Source organism: Mycolicibacterium chlorophenolicum (assembly GCF_001044235.1).
In the GTDB taxonomy this organism is placed as follows: Bacteria; Actinomycetota; Actinomycetes; order Mycobacteriales; family Mycobacteriaceae; genus Mycobacterium; species Mycobacterium chlorophenolicum.
Map to the genome: position 1 here is coordinate 1 of NZ_JYNL01000067.1, position 17,429 is coordinate 17,429.

General features: G+C 68.9%; 13 protein-coding genes and 1 pseudogene. 8 read left to right on the forward strand and 6 right to left on the reverse strand.

Annotated features, from left to right (window positions below):
• The 7 genes and pseudogenes from MCHLDSM_RS27975 to MCHLDSM_RS28005 all read left to right on the forward strand — a co-directional run.
• Nucleotides 1–278, forward strand: a pseudogene (locus MCHLDSM_RS27975) (HNH endonuclease); the annotation flags it as partial.
• A 25-nt stretch (nt 279–303) separates the two neighbouring features.
• Nucleotides 304–732: an NINE protein gene (locus tag MCHLDSM_RS27980; protein ID WP_048473096.1), complete on the forward strand. Its 429-nt coding sequence runs from the start codon at nt 304–306 to the stop codon at nt 730–732.
• Entirely contained in the window at nt 722–1,135 is a 414-nt protein-coding gene (locus tag MCHLDSM_RS27985; protein ID WP_048473097.1) for a DUF2752 domain-containing protein, read from the forward strand. Before MCHLDSM_RS27980 ends, MCHLDSM_RS27985 begins: the two co-directional genes overlap by 11 nt.
• Before the next feature lie 83 nt (nt 1,136–1,218).
• Nucleotides 1,219–5,760, forward strand: coding sequence for a glutamate synthase large subunit (gltB, locus tag MCHLDSM_RS27990; RefSeq protein WP_048473098.1), 4,542 nt, complete (start codon nt 1,219–1,221; stop codon nt 5,758–5,760).
• Entirely contained in the window at nt 5,753–7,261 is a 1,509-nt protein-coding gene (locus tag MCHLDSM_RS27995; RefSeq protein ID WP_048473099.1) for a glutamate synthase subunit beta, read from the forward strand. The genes gltB and MCHLDSM_RS27995 overlap by 8 nt, the downstream gene beginning before the upstream one ends.
• Before the next feature lie 27 nt (nt 7,262–7,288).
• Nucleotides 7,289–8,707: a pyruvate kinase gene (pyk, locus tag MCHLDSM_RS28000; RefSeq protein WP_043408821.1), complete on the forward strand. Its 1,419-nt coding sequence runs from the start codon at nt 7,289–7,291 to the stop codon at nt 8,705–8,707.
• 14 nt (nt 8,708–8,721) lie between these two features.
• Complete coding sequence (locus MCHLDSM_RS28005) at nt 8,722–9,597, forward strand: acyl-CoA thioesterase II (protein WP_048473100.1); 876 nt, start codon at nt 8,722–8,724, stop codon at nt 9,595–9,597.
• On the opposite strand, the gene MCHLDSM_RS28010 is transcribed toward MCHLDSM_RS28005, so the two are convergent.
• From MCHLDSM_RS28010 to MCHLDSM_RS28035, 6 genes are all read right to left on the reverse strand, one after another.
• Nucleotides 9,581–10,069 (reverse strand): DUF4190 domain-containing protein, encoded by a 489-nt coding sequence (locus MCHLDSM_RS28010; protein ID WP_048473101.1) that lies wholly within the window; start codon nt 10,067–10,069, stop codon nt 9,581–9,583. The genes MCHLDSM_RS28005 and MCHLDSM_RS28010 overlap by 17 nt on opposite strands.
• Nucleotides 10,066–11,523, reverse strand: a complete 1,458-nt coding sequence (locus MCHLDSM_RS28015) for an ATP-binding cassette domain-containing protein (protein WP_048473102.1) — start codon at nt 11,521–11,523, stop codon at nt 10,066–10,068. The genes MCHLDSM_RS28010 and MCHLDSM_RS28015 overlap by 4 nt, the downstream gene beginning before the upstream one ends.
• A complete protein-coding gene (cydD, locus tag MCHLDSM_RS28020) occupies nt 11,510–13,072 on the reverse strand; it encodes a thiol reductant ABC exporter subunit CydD (protein ID WP_048473103.1) in 1,563 nt (520 codons plus the stop codon). The genes MCHLDSM_RS28015 and cydD overlap by 14 nt, the downstream gene beginning before the upstream one ends.
• Nucleotides 13,073–13,125: 53 nt before the next feature.
• Entirely contained in the window at nt 13,126–14,166 is a 1,041-nt protein-coding gene (gene cydB / locus MCHLDSM_RS28025; RefSeq protein WP_048417949.1) for a cytochrome d ubiquinol oxidase subunit II, read from the reverse strand.
• Between the two features lie 14 nt (nt 14,167–14,180).
• On the reverse strand, nt 14,181–15,638 hold the full coding sequence (locus MCHLDSM_RS28030) for a cytochrome ubiquinol oxidase subunit I (protein WP_048473104.1): 1,458 nt from the start codon (nt 15,636–15,638) through the stop codon (nt 14,181–14,183).
• 95 nt (nt 15,639–15,733) lie between these two features.
• Nucleotides 15,734–16,327, reverse strand: a complete 594-nt coding sequence (locus MCHLDSM_RS28035) for an HdeD family acid-resistance protein (protein WP_048417951.1) — start codon at nt 16,325–16,327, stop codon at nt 15,734–15,736.
• 160 nt (nt 16,328–16,487) lie between these two features.
• Here MCHLDSM_RS28035 and MCHLDSM_RS28040 point away from each other — a divergent pair, with 160 nt between their 5' ends.
• On the forward strand, nt 16,488–17,420 hold the full coding sequence (locus MCHLDSM_RS28040; protein WP_048473105.1) for an ABC transporter substrate-binding protein: 933 nt from the start codon (nt 16,488–16,490) through the stop codon (nt 17,418–17,420).
• The last annotated feature ends 9 nt before the right edge of the window (nt 17,421–17,429 follow it).

Below are 17,429 nucleotides of genomic sequence, written 5' to 3' on the forward strand. Positions count from 1 at the left end.
TCGTGATCACGGCGCCGACTGGGCATGTCTACACCACGGAGGCCCTGGGTGGGCTGCTGTTCCCCGGGTTGGCGGTATCGACCGGCACCGTAACGACGATGACGCCGGTCGAGGGCGCTGGGCGCACCGCGATGATGCCGATGCGCAAGACCACCCGAGAACAGGACCGCCGCGACCGGATCGCACAGGAACGCCGGCGCCGCCTGGAACTCAACGCCGAACAGGAACGCCAACGACAAGCCTGGCTGGCCGCCACCTACGAACCCCCACCGTTCTGAGTCGACGGTCTGGCATGCTTGGGGCATGACCGAGCCGCAGTTCAGTGGCAGTGAGGGTGGCAATCCCTACACGCCTCCGCCGCAGCAACCGGGATACCCGCCGCCCGGCCAGCAGTACGGTCCGCCGCCGGGGCAGTACCCGCCCCCGCTCGGCCAATACCCGCCGGCCTACATGGACCCCGCCGCACCCTACGGTCGGCACCCGCTGACGGGGGAGCCGCTGTCGGAGAAGTCGAAAGTGGTCGCGGGACTCCTGCAGCTGCTCGGCCTCCTGGGACTGGTCGGCATCGGCCGCATCTACCTCGGCTACACAGGCCTCGGCATCGCTCAGCTCGTCGTCGGGCTCATCACCTGCGGCATCGGCGCCGTCATCTGGGGCATCATCGACGCCGTCCTGATCCTCACCGACAAGGTGCGCGACCCCGAGGGGCGTCCTCTGCGCGATGGCACCTAGCCCGACGTCCACCCGCCGCAACCGGCTGCTCATCGGCCTCGGCACCGGGGCCGCACTGGTGGGCAGCCTTGCCTACATCGGCATCGGCGATCCGCACAATCCCCGCTTCCTGTTCCCGGCCTGTCCCTTCAAAGCCCTCACCGGCTGGAACTGCCCGGCCTGCGGCGGACTTCGCATGACGCACGACCTTCTCCACGGTGATCTGGCGGCGGCGTTCGTCGACAACGCCTTCCTGCTCATCGGCCTGCCCCTGCTGCTCGTCTTCGTGATCGTGCAACGCTCCCGCGGGAAACGGGTGTCCAGCATGCCTGTGCTCACCGTCATCGTCGCGGCTGCCGTCGTATGGACCGTCGCCCGGAATCTGCCCGGATTCCCGCTGGTACCGACCGTTCTCAGCGGGTAGCCGCGCACCCCCGCTGATACACTCGCGCGACGGGCCGGTGCAGTCCCTGACATCGAATTTCAGGACTGCGAGGAGCATCGTCCATGCTGTTCTCGGCATTGCCCGAACCCCAAGGCCTCTACGATCCCGCCAACGAGGCGGACTCCTGCGGTGTGGCCATGGTGACCGACATCCAGGGCCGGCGCTCGCATGGGATCGTCACCGACGGTCTCATCGCCCTGGAACACCTCGAGCACCGCGGCGCGGCGGGTGCGGAACCCAACAGCGGCGACGGGGCCGGCATCCTGATCCAGCTTCCCGTCGAGCTCCTGCGCGAGGTCGTCGACTTCGACCTGCCCGCACCCCACGCCGACGGCACGAACACCTTCGCCGCCGGGATCTGTTACCTCCCGCAGGATCCGAGCGCCCGCGACGAGGCGTGCGCCGCCATCGCCGCCATCGCCGCCGAGGAAGGCCTCGAGATCCTCGGCTGGCGTGAGCTTCCCGTCGACCCCGAGGGCGCCGAGGTCGGTCAGACCGCGCTCGGCTGTATGCCCTACATGGCGCAGTTGTTCGTCGCGGCACCGGAACACCACGGCGTCCGTTCCGGCGGCATCGATCTCGACCGCCGGGTGTACCCCCTGCGCAAGCGTGCCGAGCGCGGCGACGTGTACTTCCCGTCGCTGTCCAGCCGCACCATGGTCTACAAGGGTATGCTGACCACACTGCAACTGCCGCAATACTTTCCGGATCTGCGCGACGAACGCTGCCTGAGCGCGATCGCCATCGTGCACAGCCGCTTCTCCACGAACACGTTCCCGTCCTGGCCGCTGGCCCACCCGTTCCGGTTCGTCGCCCACAACGGCGAGATCAACACCGTGCGCGGCAACCGCAACCGCATGCACGCCCGTGAGGCCATGCTGACCAGCAGCAAGATCCCCGGTGAACTCGACCGGCTGTCGCCCATCTGCACGCCCGGCGCGTCGGACTCCGCGTCCTTCGACGAGGTCCTCGAACTGCTCCACCTCGGCGGCCGCAGCCTGCCCCACGCCGTGCTGATGATGATCCCGGAGGCCTGGGAGAACAGTGCCACGATGGATGCCGCCGAGCGCGCGTTCTGGCAGTTCCACGCCTCGCTGATGGAACCCTGGGACGGTCCGGCGTGCGTCACCTTCACCGACGGCGTCCTCGTCGGAGCGGTGTTGGACCGCAACGGATTACGGCCCGGACGGTGGTGGCGCACGATCGACGACCGCGTCATCCTCGCCAGCGAGAGCGGCGTCCTCGACGTGCCATCGGCGCAGATCGTCGCCAAGGGCCGCCTGCAGCCGGGCAAGATGTTCCTGATCGACACCGCCGCGGGCCGCATCATCTCCGACGACGAGGTGAAAGAGGAACTGGCGCAAGCCGAACCCTACGGCGAGTGGCTGCACGCCGGCCTGCTCGACCTCAAGACACTGCCCGAGCGCGCCCGCGTTCAGCCCAATCACGAGTCCGTCGTCCGCCGACAGATCAGCTTCGGCTACACCGAGGAGGACCTGCGGATCCTGCTCACCCCCATGGCCGCATCCGGTGCCGAACCGCTGGGCTCCATGGGCACCGATACCCCGGCCGCCGTGCTGTCCCAGCGGTCGAAGTTGCTCTACGACTACTTCGTCGAACTCTTCGCCCAGGTCACCAACCCACCGTTGGACGCCATCCGCGAAGAGGTGGTCACCTCGATGTCGCGGGTGATGGGGCCCGAGCAGAATCTGCTCGAACCGTCGGCGGCGTCCTGCCGTCAGATCACGCTGGCGTGGCCCGTCCTCGACAACGACGAACTCAACAAGATCGTCCACATCAACGACGACGGTGAACAACCCGGCCTGCGCACCGCCGTGCTGAAGGCCCTCTACCACGTCGAACGCGGGGGAGAAGGCCTGGCCGACGCCCTCGAGGACCTGCAACTGCGCGCCTGCGACGCGATCGCCAAAGGTGCTCGGACGCTGGTGATCTCGGACCGCGACTCCGACCACACCAAGGCGCCGATCCCGTCTCTGCTGGCCGTGTCCGCCGTGCACCACCATCTCGTGCGGACCAAGCAGCGGACCACCGTGGCGCTGGTCGTCGAGACCGGGGACGCCCGCGAGGTGCACCACATCGCGATGCTCATCGGCTTCGGCGCCGCCGCGGTCAACCCGTATCTGGCCTTCGAGTCGATCGAAGACCTCATCCGCGAAGGCGAACTCACCGGCATCGAGCCCGCCACCGCGGTGCGCAACTACCTCAAGGCGCTGGGCAAGGGCGTCATGAAGGTGATGAGCAAGATGGGCATCTCGACCGTCGCGTCCTACACGGGCGCGCAGGCATTCGAGGCGGTCGGCATCGACAAGAGTGTCATCGACGAGTACTTCACCGGCACCCCCTCCCAACTCGGCGGCATCGGGCTCGACGTCATCGCCGAAGAGGTCAAGTTGCGGCACCGCCGCGCCTACCCGGAGAACCCCACCGAGCGGGTGCACCGTCGCCTCGAAGTCGGCGGCGAGTACGTCTTCCGCCGGGAAGGTGAGTTGCACCTGTTCACCCCGGAAGTGGTTTTCCTGCTGCAACATTCGACCCGGACGGGCCGCTACGAGGTCTTCGAGAAGTACTCCGAGGAGGTCGACCGACTCGCCCGCGAGGGCGGCGCGCTGCGCGGGCTGTTCGAGTTCAAGAAGGGTGTGCGTCCACCGGTGCCGTTGGACGAGGTGGAGTCGGTGGAGTCGATCGTCACCCGGTTCAACACCGGCGCCATGAGCTACGGATCGATCTCGGCCGAAGCCCACGAGACCATGGCCATCGCGATGAACAGGCTCGGTGGCCGGTCCAACAGCGGCGAGGGCGGTGAGGACGCGGACCGGCTGTACGACCCGCTGCGTCGCAGCGCCGTCAAGCAGGTGGCCTCCGGCCGTTTCGGGGTCACCAGCGACTACCTGGTCAACGCCACCGACATTCAGATCAAGATGGCCCAGGGTGCCAAACCCGGTGAAGGCGGCCAACTCCCGGGCTACAAGGTTTATCCGAACATCGCCAAGACGCGGCACTCGACGCCGGGCGTCGGGCTGATCTCTCCGCCGCCGCACCACGACATCTACTCCATCGAGGACCTTGCCCAGCTGATCCACGACCTCAAGAACGCCAACGCCGACGCACGCATCCACGTCAAGCTCGTCAGCTCGGTCGGGGTCGGCACCGTCGCCGCGGGGGTGTCCAAGGCGCATGCCGACGTCGTGCTGATCTCCGGCTACGACGGCGGCACCGGAGCGGCACCGCTGACCAGCCTCAAGCACGCCGGCGCGCCGTGGGAGATCGGCCTGGCCGACACCCAGCAGACTCTGGTGCTCAACGGGTTACGCGACCGCATCACGGTGCAGTGTGACGGCGGGATGCGCACCGCACGGGATGTGATGGTGGCGATGCTGCTGGGCGCCGAGGAGTTCGGTTTCGCCACGGCGCCGCTGGTGGTGTCGGGCTGCATCATGATGCGGGTCTGTCATCTCGACACCTGCCCGGTGGGGGTCGCCACGCAGAACCCGGAGCTGCGCGCCCGCTTCACCGGCAAACCGGAGTTCGTGGAAACCTTCTTCCGGTTCATCGCCGAGGACATCCGCCGGCACCTGGCCGAACTCGGATTCCGCAGCGTGGACGAGGCCGTCGGGCACGCCGAGCTGCTCGACACCGACCCCGGTGTCGCACATTGGAAGAGCAAGGGCCTGGACCTCAGCCCGATCTTCGCCGTGCCCGCGAACACCGAGCAGCGCCGGCGTGTGCGCGGCCAGGAACACGGCCTGGACCAGGCGCTCGACCGAACGCTGATCCAGCTGTGCGAGGGTGCACTCGAGGACGCCCATCCCGTCCGGCTCGAGCTGCCCGTGCGCAACGTGAACCGTACCGTCGGAACACTGCTCGGCAGCGAGGTCACCCGCCGCTATGGCGCCGACGGCCTGCCGGACGACACCATCCACGTCACATTGACGGGCTCGGCAGGCCAGTCGATCGGCGCGTTCCTGCCGCCGGGCATCACCCTCGAGCTCATCGGCGACGCGAACGACTATGTCGGCAAGGGGCTTTCGGGTGGCCGGGTGATCGTCAAACCGCAGGACGACGTTCTCTTCCTGCCGGAGGACAACGTCATCGCCGGCAACACCCTGCTCTACGGGGCCACCTCCGGCGAGGTGTTCCTCCGCGGCCGCGTCGGGGAGCGGTTCGCCGCGCGGAACTCCGGCGCCCTGGCGGTCACCGAAGGGGTCGGTGACCACGCCTGCGAGTACATGACCGGGGGACGTGTCGTCGTGCTCGGTCCGGTCGGCCGCAACATGGCCGCCGGAATGTCGGGTGGCATCGCCTACGTGCTCGGGCTGAATCCGAGGCGCGTCAACACCGACATGGTGGAGTTGCAGGCCCTCGATCCCGAGGACCTGTTGTGGCTGCGCGAGGTGATCGGCCGGCACGCCCACCACACCGGGAGCACCGTCGCGACGTCGGTGCTGTCGGACTGGCCGCGCCGCAGCGCCCAGTTCACCAAGGTCATGCCCCGCGACTACCAGCGGGTGCTGCAGGCCACCCGGATGGCCAAGGCGGAGGGCCGAGACGTCGACGCAGCGATCATGGAGGCAAGTCGTGGCTGATCCGCACGGTTTTCTGGAGGTGGCGAAGGTCGATGCCGCCAAACGCCCCGTCGACGAACGCGTCGGTGACTGGCGCGAGGTCTACGAACAGCAGGATGCGCACCAGCGGGCCGGTGAGGTCTCGCAGCAGGCACGCCGCTGTATGGACTGCGGAATCCCGTTCTGTCACAGCGGAAGTGCGGGTTGCCCGCTGGGGAACCTGATCCCGGAGTGGAACGACCTGGTGCGCCGGGGCCGCTGGGGCGCGGCCAGCGAGCGGCTGCACGCCACCAACAACTTCCCGGAGTTCACGGGCCGGCTCTGTCCGGCCCCGTGTGAAGCCGCCTGTGTGCTGTCGATCGCCGAGGAGCAGACCGGCGGCAGCGTGACGATCAAGCGCATCGAGCAGACCATCGCCGACCAGGCCTGGATGGACGGCATCGTCGAACCCCAGCCCGCCGCGATCGCCACCGGCAAGCGTGTCGCGGTGGTGGGATCCGGACCCGCCGGATTGGCCGCGGCCCAGCAGCTCACCCGTGCCGGCCACGACGTGACGGTCTACGAGCGCGACGACCGCATAGGCGGCCTGATGCGCTACGGCATCCCGGAGTACAAGCTGGAGAAGGCGACGCTCAACCAGCGGCTGGCTCAGATGCGCGCGGAGGGAACACGTTTCGTCACCGAGTGCGAGGTCGGCGTCGACGTGACGATCGACGCGCTACGGGCCCAGTATGACGCCGTGGTGCTCGCGGTCGGCGCGCTGCGCGCCCGGGACAACGAGGTCGAGGGCCGGCACCTGGCCGGCGTGCACCTCGCGATGGAGCACCTCGTGCCCGCCAACAAGGAGTGCGAGGGCGACGGTCCCAGTCCCATCTCGGCCGAGGGCAGGCACGTCGTGATCATCGGCGGCGGTGACACCGGCGCGGACTGCCTGGGCACCGCGCACCGGCAGGGCGCCGCATCGGTGACCCAGCTGGACTACAACCCCGAACCGCCCGAGTACCGCGACGACGCGCAATCGCCGTGGCCGATGTGGCCCGTCGTGCTGCGGACCCGGCTCTCGCCCGCGCACGCCGAGGGCGGCGCGCGCCGCTACCAGGTCGCGGTGCAGCGGTTCCTCGGCGACGATCAGGGCAATCTGCGTGCGCTGGAGATCGCGGAGGTCAAGGTCGAACGCGACGAGACGGGCCGGCGCCGGATCACGCCGGTGGGGGAGTCGCTGGAGATTCCGTGCGATCTGGCCCTGCTCGCGATCGGCTTCGACGGGGTCGAGCACATGCCGCTGCTCGACGGTCTCGGGCTGACCCTGACGGGGCGCGGCACGCTGCGCTGCGGTCAGGACTGGCAGACCGACGCGCCCGGCGTGTTCGTCTGTGGCGACGCTCACCGTGGCGCCTCGTTGATCGTCTGGGCCATCGCCGAGGGCCGCAGTGCGGCCCATGCGGTGGACACCTACCTGATGGGCGAGTCGGACCTTCCCGCGCCGGTCAGGCCGGGTGCGCTACCGCTGGCCGTCATCTGAATCGATTAACGACTATGCTCGGCATCCGTGAGTAGACGCGGAAAGATCGTCTGTACGTTGGGTCCGGCGACCGCCTCCGAGGAGGCGGTCCGCAAACTCGTCGAGGCGGGGATGGACGTCGCCCGGCTCAATTTCAGCCACGGCGACTACCCCGATCACGAGGCCAATTACAAGCGTGTCCGGATGGCGTCGGACAGCACCGGACACGCTGTCGGCATCCTCGCCGACCTGCAGGGACCGAAGATCCGGCTCGGCCGTTTCGCCGACGGACCGACCGTCTGGGAGAACGGCGAGACGGTCCGGATCACGGTCGAGGACGTGGAGGGCACCCACGACCGGGTGTCGACGACGTACAAGCGGCTGGCGCAGGACGCGCGCCCCGGTGACCGTGTCCTCGTCGACGACGGCAACGTCGGGCTGGTCGTCGAGCACATCGACGGCAGCGACGTGGTGTGCACCGTCACCGAGGGCGGCAAGGTCAGCAACAACAAGGGCATGTCGCTGCCCGGCATGAACGTGTCGGCGCCCGCGCTGTCGGAGAAGGACATCGACGACCTGGAGTTCGCGCTGCGCCTGGGTGTCGACCTGGTGGCGCTGTCGTTCGTCCGGTCACCCGCCGACGTCGAACTCGTGCACGAGATCATGGACCGCGTCGGCCGGCGGGTGCCTGTCATCGCCAAGCTGGAGAAGCCGGAGGCGATCGACAACCTCGAGGCCATCGTGCTCGCGTTCGACGCGATCATGGTCGCGCGCGGCGATCTCGGCGTGGAGCTGCCGCTGGAGGAAGTGCCGCTGGTGCAGAAGCGGGCCATCCAGATGGCAAGGGAGAACGCCAAACCCGTCATCGTGGCCACCCAGATGCTGGAGTCGATGATCGAGAACTCCCGGCCCACCCGGGCCGAGGCCTCCGATGTGGCCAACGCCGTGCTCGACGGCGCCGACGCCGTGATGCTCTCCGGTGAGACGTCGGTCGGCAAGTGGCCTTTCGAGACCGTCCGGACGATGGCCCGGATCATCTCGGCGGTCGAGGAGAACTCGGTGGCCGCCCCGCCGCTGACCCACGTGCCGCGCACCAAGCGCGGCGTCATCTCCTACGCCGCCCGCGACATCGGGGAGCGGCTCGACGCCAAGGCGCTGGTCGCGTTCACCCAGTCCGGTGACACGGTGCGCCGGCTGGCGCGCCTGCACACCCCGCTGCCCGTGCTCGCGTTCACCGCGCTGCCCGAGGTGCGCAGTCAGCTCGCGCTGACCTGGGGTACCGAGACGTTCATCGTCCCGCACATCCAGACCACCGACGGCATGATCCGGCAGGTCGACAAGTCGATGCTCGAACTCGGCCGCTACAAGCGCGGCGATCTGGTGGTCATCGTCGCGGGCGCACCTCCGGGCACAGTAGGGTCGACGAATCTCATCCACGTCCACCGCATCGGGGAGGACGACGTCTAGACCCAGGGGGTTGTGTGTCGGCGGACTTCGACGAGCTGCTGGCCATCCTCGACCTGGACCGTGTCGACGACGACACGTTCCGCGGCGCCCACCCGAGCAAGAACCCGGTGCGCACATTCGGCGGTCAGATGATGGCCCAGGCGTTCGTCGCGGCGGGCCGCTCGCTCGCGCATCCGGTGCCGCCCAGTGCGATGTCGGTGCACTTCATCGCCGGCGGCGACCCGGCGCAGGACCTCGAGTTCCATGTGGTGCGGTTGCGCGACGAGCGCCGCTTCGCCAACCGCCGGGTCGACGTGATGCAGAACGGGCAGCTGCTGACCACGGCGCTGGTGTCGTATCTGGCCGGCGGCAAGGGGCTCGAGCACGGCGTGGAGCCGCCTGAGCTTGCCGATCCGCTCACGATCCCGCCGATCGACGACCTGCTGCAGGGTTACGAGGACGTGGTGCCGCACTTCGTCAACGCCCTGCGGCCCATCGAATGGCGCTACACCAACGACCCCGCCTGGATCATGCGGGACAAAGGCGACCGCCTCGCCCACAACCGGGTGTGGATGACGGCGCGGGGGGCGATGCCCGACGATCCGGTCCTGCACGGCGCCGCCCTGGTGTACTCGTCGGACACCACGGTGCTGGACTCGATCATCACCACGCACGGCCTGTCCTGGGGCCACGACCGGATCTTCGCGGTGACCACCAACCACTCGGTGTGGTTCCACCGGCCGGTGCGCTTCGACGAGTGGGTGCTCTACTCGACGTCGTCGCCGGTCGCGGCGGAGTCGCGCGGCCTGGGCTCCGGGCACTTCTTCGACCGGTCGGGAAGGCTGCTGGCCACCGTCGTGCAGGAGGGGATCGTGAAGTACTTCCCGGCCCGCACTACGGCGTCGGCGTGACCGTGATCGAGAACTGGTCTTCGACGCGCTGGGTGAACTCGTCGGCGCACTGCTGCGCGGCCTCGGTGTCGTTGCCGGCGCGGCTCAGGCAGTCCACGTAGTCGGTCCCGCCGACCTGATCGAACAGACCGATGTAGATCGGGATGAACACCAGCGCGGCGACGATCGCGACGGCGCCGAGCACGATGCCCGCGATCGCGACACCGCCGTTGGTCGCCTCGCCGCGCTTGACGCGGCCGCGGGCGACGAACCCGATGATGACCGCGCACAGGCCCAGGATGATGCCGCCGGCGATCGACCAGCACAGCACGAGGCCGACGATCGCGAGGATCAGCGCCGCGGTGCCCAGGCCATTACGCGGCGCGGACGCCGGGGGCGGAACAGGGTAGCCACCGTAGCCGCCGTACTGCGGCGGCGGGGGTGGGTAGCTGCCCGGAGTCGGCCCGTACGGGGGCGGCGGCGGTTCGCTCATGCCGGTGAGATTACTCGCACGCCCGCCGTTTCCGGCAGGTGATGCGTGGCGACGACGACGGTCCGATCCGGGCCGAACAGACCGCCGGGGGTGAGGAGGTCGATGAGCATCGCGTCGGCGTCGGAGGCGTCGAGATGCTCGGTCGGTTCGTCGAGAAGCACGGTCGGCGCGGTCGAGATCAACGCGCGCGCGAGCAGCAGTCGACGCCGCTGTCCCGCCGACACCGAGGCGGCACCGCCGGTGAGCACGGTCGACAACCCGTCGGGCAGGTGGTCGAGCCAGCGGCTCAACCCCACCCGGTGCAACGCGTCGGTCAGTTCGGCGTCGGAGGCGTCGCCGCGGGCGACGAGCAGGTTGTCCCGCACGGTCGTGGCGAACAGGTGCGCGTCCTCGGCGAAGAACGTGCCCTCGGTGCGCATCAGCAGAGTCGTCTTCCCGCAGCCGCTGGGCCCGACGACGGCGACGCGCTCGCCGCGCGAAAGGTGCAGGGGCGCGACGTCGGGTCGGCGGCCGTCGTCGTCGACCGGCTCGGTGAGAGCGCGCAACCGCCGGGCGGCGATGCGGGCCCGAGTCAGCGTGACGGCGGCACCGGGCAGCGCGGTCATGGCCTCGAAGGCGGACAGCGGCAACAACATCAGCACCGCGACGGTGGTCGGTGCGACCGCATTCGACAGCGCGATGCCGGCGATCAGCGCACCGAGGACGCTCACCCCGATCGCCGCCGTCGGAGCAGCGGCAGCCACGGCCGCCGGGGCCGCCGCGCGATCCATCGCGCGTCCCCAGCGGCGCTGCTCATCGCCGGCGTCGGCGATGATGCCGGCCAGCCGGCCGCTGACCCGGAGTTCGGGTGCGTGCTCGAGCGCCAGCATGGCCGCGGTGTCACGCTGCGCATGATGCTGTGCGGCAACCTCTTCGGCGTTCGCGGCGGCGCGCGCGGCAAGCGCGGGCGCCAGCACACCCGCGACGACCATGCACACCGCGAGCACCGCCGCCGCGACGGGCGAGATCACCGCGACCGCGCCGACGGCGGCCACCCCGAGCACGGCGGCGACGCAGATCGGCACGACGGCGCGCACCACGACATCGGACAGTTCGTCGACACCGGCGCCGGCCTGTGCGACGAGTTCGCCGCTGTGCCTGCGCAACACGGTGTCGGCCGGAGCGGCCGCGAGCCGGGAGAACAGCTGCTCGCGGGCCGAACCGGCGGCCCGCAGCGCGGTGTCATGGGAGGCCAGCCGTTCGCAGTAACCGAGCACGCCCCGCGAGATGCCGAACGCCCGCACGGCGACCACCGCGATCGTGAGGTCGAGCACCGGCGGCATCTGCCATGCGCGGGTGATCAGCCACGCCGCCACTCCGGCCAGAGCCAGGGCGCTGCCCAGCGACAGCACCCCGAACGTGACCGCGAGCGCCACCCGCGACACCCGGGGACGCAGCAGCTCATACGCCCACATGGACACCTCCCATGTCGACCACGACGTCGCCGATCGCGAGCACCGGATCCCGGTGGCCGACCACGATCACGGTCGCGCCGTGGGCGGCACGCTGCGCGATCGCGCGCAGCACTCGTGCCTCCGTCGGCGCATCGAGGTGGGCGGTCGGTTCGTCGAACAGCAGCACCCGCGCCGGCGAGCCGAGCACCCGGGCCAACCCGAGGCGCTGCCGCTGTCCCAGCGACAGCCCGAGCCCGCCGCGTCCGATCACGGTGTCCAGTCCCTCCGGCAAGCCGGCCAGCACGTCGTCGAAACACGCTGCGGCACAGGCGCCGGGGAGATCGGGCAGGGCGCCGAACAGGTCCAGGTTCTCCCGGACCGTGCCGGGGATCAGCACGGGGCGCTGCGCGAGCCACGCCACCTCGGCCCACCATCGCTGCGGATCGAGATTGGCGACGTCCACACCGCCGATGCGAATGCGTCCCCCCCGGGGCGGGTCGAGTCCGAGAATCGCCTGCAGCAGCGTGGACTTCCCGATGCCGTTGGGGCCGGTGAGCACCGTGACCCGGCCCGGTTCGGCCACCATCTCGGGGGCGTCCACCTCGATGGTCAGTGCGTGGTCCGGCAGCGCGGACGTTCCCGTCGGCGGCGGCGGTGCGGTGTCGAGGAAGCGGAACGCCGCAGCCACCGCGGTCTTCCCGTCCTGGGCGGAGTGGAACGCGGCACCGACTCGGCGCAGCGGCCAGAACACCTCGGGGGCCAACAGCAGCGCGGTCAGCGCGGCGGTCAGCGGAATGTGTCCGTACACCAGGCGCATTCCGACGCTGACCGCGACCAGCGCGACGCCGAGGGTGGCCAGTAGCTCGAGCACCAGCGCGGACAGGAACGCGATGCGCATCGTCGCCATCGCCGAGCGCCGGTGCGCGGCATTGAGTTCGGCGATCCGGGCCACGGATCCTTCGGCCCGTCCGAGAGCCCGCAGGGTGGGCAGGCCCGCCACGAGGTCGAGCAGGCGCGCCTGCAGCGTGGTCATCGCGGCCAGTGCGGCCACCGAGCGCTCCTCGGTGGCCAGCCCGATGAGCACCATGAAGATCGGGATGAGCGGCAACGCGATCAGCACGATCACCGCCGACTGCCAGTCGAAGAGCGCGATCACCGCGGCGGTGGCGGGGGTGAGGATCGCCGCCAGGAACAGCGACGGCAGATAGGTGGTGAAGTAGACGCGCAGGCCGTCCAGGCCGCGGGTCACGACGGCCGCGGCGTCATCGCGGCGCCGGTTGAGCTCACGCGGGGGCAGCGAGGTGGCCGTCTTCAGCACCTGATCGGTGAGGTCGGCGATCACCGCGCTGGCGCCGCGCTGGGCGAGCCGGCCCTGCAGCCACTGCGCCAGGGTGCGAACACCCCACAGCGCCACCAGGATCGCGATCGGCCCGGCCAGCACGCCCACCGACCGGGACGCCGGATCGGTGATGACGCGGGCGACGATCGCCGCGAGCGCCACCGACGAGCCGATCGTCGCGGCCGCGATGACCACGCCGCACACCGTGGTGGCGGCCAGGAAGCGGCGCATCGCCGTCGAGACCCGCCACAGCCGCGGGTCGACAGGGCCGCGGGAGTTCTCGGTCAGGAGGGGTGCCTCGACAATCCGACGGAGGCCGGGATCGCGTCGGCCGTGATGCGTTTGCGGAACACCCAGTACGTCCAGGCCTGGTAGCCGATCACCAACGGCAGCAACGTCAACGACGCCCAGGTCATGATCTTCAGCGTGTACGGCGTCGACGACCCGTTGTAGATGGTGACGCTCCACTCGGGATTCAGCGTGGAGGGCAACAGGTTCGGGTACAGCGACCCGAACAGCAGGACCGCGACGGCCGCGACGACGAGGATCGTCGAGAAGAACGCGACTCCCTCCCGCTCGTGATTCCACATCAGCCGGACGGCGGTCAGCAGCGCGACGACCGCGACCGCCAGGGCCAGCCACGTCCAGGTCTTTCCGTGGGCCAGTTGCGTCCACAGTCCGAAGCCGCCGGCGAGCACGACCACCGGGGCGGACAGGATCCGGGCGAACCGGAACGCGTCCTCGCGCACCGGCCCCGCGGTCTTGAGGGCGACGAACACCGAGCCGTAGAACGCGAACAGCGAGGCGGTCGCGAGGCCACCGAGCAGGGTGTAGACGTTGACGACGTCGGTCAGCGTGGCCTGGGAGCGTCCGTCGGCGTCGATCGGAAGGCCCTGCACCAGCACGGCGAAGGCGACACCCCACAGGATCGCGGGAAGCCAGGAGCCGACGGCGATGCCCAGATCTGCCCAGCCGCGCCAGCGCGGATCGTCCACCTTGCCGCGCCACTCGATGCCGACGATGCGCACGATCATGCCGACCAGGATCGCCAGCAGGGGCAGGTACAGCGACGAGAACACCGTGGCATACCAGTTCGGGAACGCCGCGAACATCGCTGCGCCGGCGGTGATCAACCACACCTCGTTGGCGTCCCACACCGGCCCGATGGTGTTCAGCGCCGCCCGCCGGTGCTGTTCCCGATCGCCCACCCCGACGGCTCCGAACGGGATCATCAGCATGCCGACGCCGAAGTCGAAACCCTCGAGCACGAGGAATCCGAGGAACAGCGCTGCGATGAGGAAGAACCAGAGTTCCTGCAGTCCCATGGTTTCGCGTCCTCTCAGTAGGCGAAGGACAGGGGAGCGACGTCGTCGTCGCTGGGCGCTTTCGGCGGGGCCGGTTCGGAGTCGTGCTCCTGGGGGCCCTCGACGACGTAGCGGCGCATCAGCCAGAACCAGATCACCGCCAGCACCCCGTAGAGGAGCGTGAAGGTGGCCAGCGAGAACAGCACCAGCCCGGCGGAGTGCCCGGACACGCCGTCCTGCACCGTCATTCGCACCAGCTGATCACCGGTCGGGTTGGGCACCACCACCCACGGCTGCCGTCCCATCTCGGTGAAGACCCAGCCGGCCGAGTTCGCGAGGAACGGGGCGGGAATGGTGAGGATGCCGAACCGCCCGTACCAGCGTTGGTCGGGGATGCGTCCACCGCGGGTGAGCCACAGGGTGGCCAGGGCGAAGGCGACCGGCACCAGCAGCAGGCCGATCATCGCGCGGAACGCCCAGTAGGTGACGAACAGGTTGGGCCGGTAGTCGCCGGGCCCGAACTTCTCCTGATACTGCTGCTGAAGATCCTGGACCCCCTGCAGCGTCACGCCGCTGAACTTGCTCTCAGCGAGGAACGGGAGCACGTAGGGCACCTCGATGAGGTGGGTGACGCTGTCGCAGTTGTTGTGGGTGCCCACGGTGAGGACGGAGAACATCGGGTCGGTTTCGGTGTGGCACAACGATTCCGCCGAGGCCATCTTCATCGGCTGCTGGACGAACATCAGCTTGCCCTGGATGTCACCGGTGAAGAACAGGCCGAGTGCGGCGACGAGGGCCACCAGACTGCCGAGAATCGCGGCGGGCCGGTACATCGCGCGACTGTCGGCCGCACCGGAGGACCGGGCGTCGCGCACCATCAACCACGCCGAGATGCCGGCGACGAACGCGCCCGCAGTGAGGAACGCCCCGGTGACCGCGTGCAGGAACGCCCAGATCGCCGTGTTGTTGGTGAGCAGCGCACCGAAGTCCGTCAGTTCGGCGCGTCCGCTCTCCGGGTTGAAGCGGGCCCCGACGGGGTGCTGCATGAACGAGTTCGCCGCGATGATGAAGTACGCCGAGGCGTTCACGCCGAACGCGACGATCCAGATGCACACCAGGTGCACGGCCTTCGGCAGCCGGTTCCAGCCGAAGATCCACAGGCCGATGAACGTCGACTCGAAGAAGAACGCGATCAGTCCCTCGAACGCCAGTGGCGCACCGAAGATGTCGCCGACGAACTTCGAGTACTCGCTCCAGTTCATGCCGAACTGGAACTCCTGCACGATGCCCGTGGCGACACCGAGGGCGAAATTGATCAGGAACAGTTTGCCGAAGAAGCGGGTCAGTCGATACCACGACGGGTTGCCGGTGACGTGCCACACCGTCTGCATGACCGCGATCAACGGTGCCAGGCCGATGGTCAGCGGGACGAAGATGAAGTGGTAGACGGTGGTGATCCCGAACTGCCACCGCGACACGTCCAAGGCATTCATGGGCCCACTCCCAAGGTCTACGCGGTCAGTCTACGACCAATCTACGACAGAGTGTAGTAGCGAAGTGGGCGGGAATTCCTAGGGGCTTTCGGCCCTCATTCCGGGGACGGTGCGGTGACCTTCTCCCGCCATTCGGCCATGTTCTTGCTGGCCTTGCGGATCCCGAAGGCCGACACGGTCTCGAAGACGCCGATCACGACCAGCCAGATGCCGACGACCAACGACAGCGTGGCCAGTGACTCGAACGGCGAGGCCAGCATCACGACACCCGCGATCAGGCTGATCACGCCGATGAAGATCTCCCAGCCCCGGCCGGGCAGCGTGGGATCGCTGATCGCCGACACCGCCGTGGCGACGCCGCGGAAGATGAATCCGACGCCGATCCAGATGGCCAGCAGCAGGATCGAGTCCTGCAGGCTGCGGAAACACAGCACCGCAAGGATCAGTGCTGCCGCGCCGCTGAGGAACAGCAGCACCCGGCCGCCGGCGGAAACGTGCAGGCTGAAGGCGAAGACGACCTGCGAGATGCCCGAGATCAGCAGGTAGGCGCCGAAGAAGATCGCCGCGACGACGATGGTGATGGCCGGCCAGACGAGCACCATGACGCCGAGGACCACCGCGAGAATGCCCGACAGCAATGCGGACTTCCACAGATGCTGCAACATGCTTGGGGGAGCAGGGGTTTCCATGCGCGCAGTGTGGCACACCGGTGCCCGCCACCTTCCAGTTTCGCGGTACCGCTGTGATGTCTCTACACGGTCGTTAATGTTCCGTTACCGGCGCTGCGCGTCGGGTCATCGGTCGTTAACGTCCTTGGCTGGACATGCCGCAGAGAAAGTAGAGGCAACTGTGTTGGGTGGAAAGCAAGACCGCCGGGCCAAGATCTGGCGGGTCGCGGCCGTGTTCGTCGCAACGGGTGCCCTGGCGTTGTCAGGGTGCGCAAGTGGCTCAAACTCCGGAGGCGGCAGCGGCGGAGGAGGTGAATCCTCGACGAGCTCGGCCCCGGCCGAGAAGGTCGAGGCGATCGCCAACACCGTGCCCGAGGCCATCAAGTCCTCCGGCAAGCTCGTCATCGGGGTGAACATTCCGTACGCGCCGAACGAATTCAAGGATCCCGAGGGCAAGATCGTCGGCTTCGACGTCGACCTGATGAACGCGATCGCCGGCACGCTCGGCCTGACCCCGGAGTACCGGGAGGCCGACTTCGCCAAGATCATCCCGTCCATCCAGGGCGGCACCTTCAACGTCGGGATGTCGTCGTTCACCGACAGCAAGGAGCGCGAGCAGTCGGTCGACTTCGTGACCTACTTCTCGGCCGGCACGCTGTGGGCGCAGAAGCCCGGCGCCGGGATCGATCCCGAGAATGCCTGCGGCAAGAAGGTCGCGGTCCAGGCCACCACCGTGCAGGAGACCGACGAGCTGCCCGCCCGCAGCAAGAAATGCACCGACGCGGGCAAGCCGGCGATCGAGATCGTGCCCTTCGACAGCCAGGACGCGGCCACCAACGCCGTGGTGCTCGGTCAGGCCGACGCGATGTCGGCCGACTCGCCGGTGACGCTGTACGCCATCAAGCAGACCAACGGCAAGCTCGAGCAGGCCGGCGAGACGTTCGATTCGGCGCCCTACGGCTGGCCCGTCGCGAAGGGGTCCCCGCTGGCCCAGTCGCTGCTGCAGGCGCTCGAGCATCTGATCGAGACCGGCAAATACAAGGAGATCGCCGCGAACTGGGGTCTGGAAGCGGGCATGATCGACAAGCCGGTGATCAACGGCGCGGTCTCCTAACCGAAAGCG

Bases quoted from the DNA above. Each gene is read 5' to 3' on its own strand.
- MCHLDSM_RS28010 (WP_048473101.1), bottom strand. From the start codon at position 10,069: ATGAGCGAACCGCCGCCGCCCCCGTACGGGCCGACTCCGGGCAGCTAC.
- gltB (WP_048473098.1), top strand. From the start codon at position 1,219: ATGCTGTTCTCGGCATTGCCCGAACCCCAAGGCCTCTACGATCCCGCC.
- MCHLDSM_RS27985 (WP_048473097.1), top strand. From the start codon at position 722: ATGGCACCTAGCCCGACGTCCACCCGCCGCAACCGGCTGCTCATCGGC.
- cydD (WP_048473103.1), bottom strand. From the start codon at position 13,072: ATGCGCCGCTTCCTGGCCGCCACCACGGTGTGCGGCGTGGTCATCGCG.
- MCHLDSM_RS28030 (WP_048473104.1), bottom strand. From the start codon at position 15,638: ATGAATGCCTTGGACGTGTCGCGGTGGCAGTTCGGGATCACCACCGTC.
- MCHLDSM_RS28035 (WP_048417951.1), bottom strand. From the start codon at position 16,327: ATGGAAACCCCTGCTCCCCCAAGCATGTTGCAGCATCTGTGGAAGTCC.
- cydB (WP_048417949.1), bottom strand. From the start codon at position 14,166: ATGGGACTGCAGGAACTCTGGTTCTTCCTCATCGCAGCGCTGTTCCTC.
- MCHLDSM_RS28015 (WP_048473102.1), bottom strand. From the start codon at position 11,523: ATGTGGGCGTATGAGCTGCTGCGTCCCCGGGTGTCGCGGGTGGCGCTC.
- MCHLDSM_RS27980 (WP_048473096.1), top strand. From the start codon at position 304: ATGACCGAGCCGCAGTTCAGTGGCAGTGAGGGTGGCAATCCCTACACG.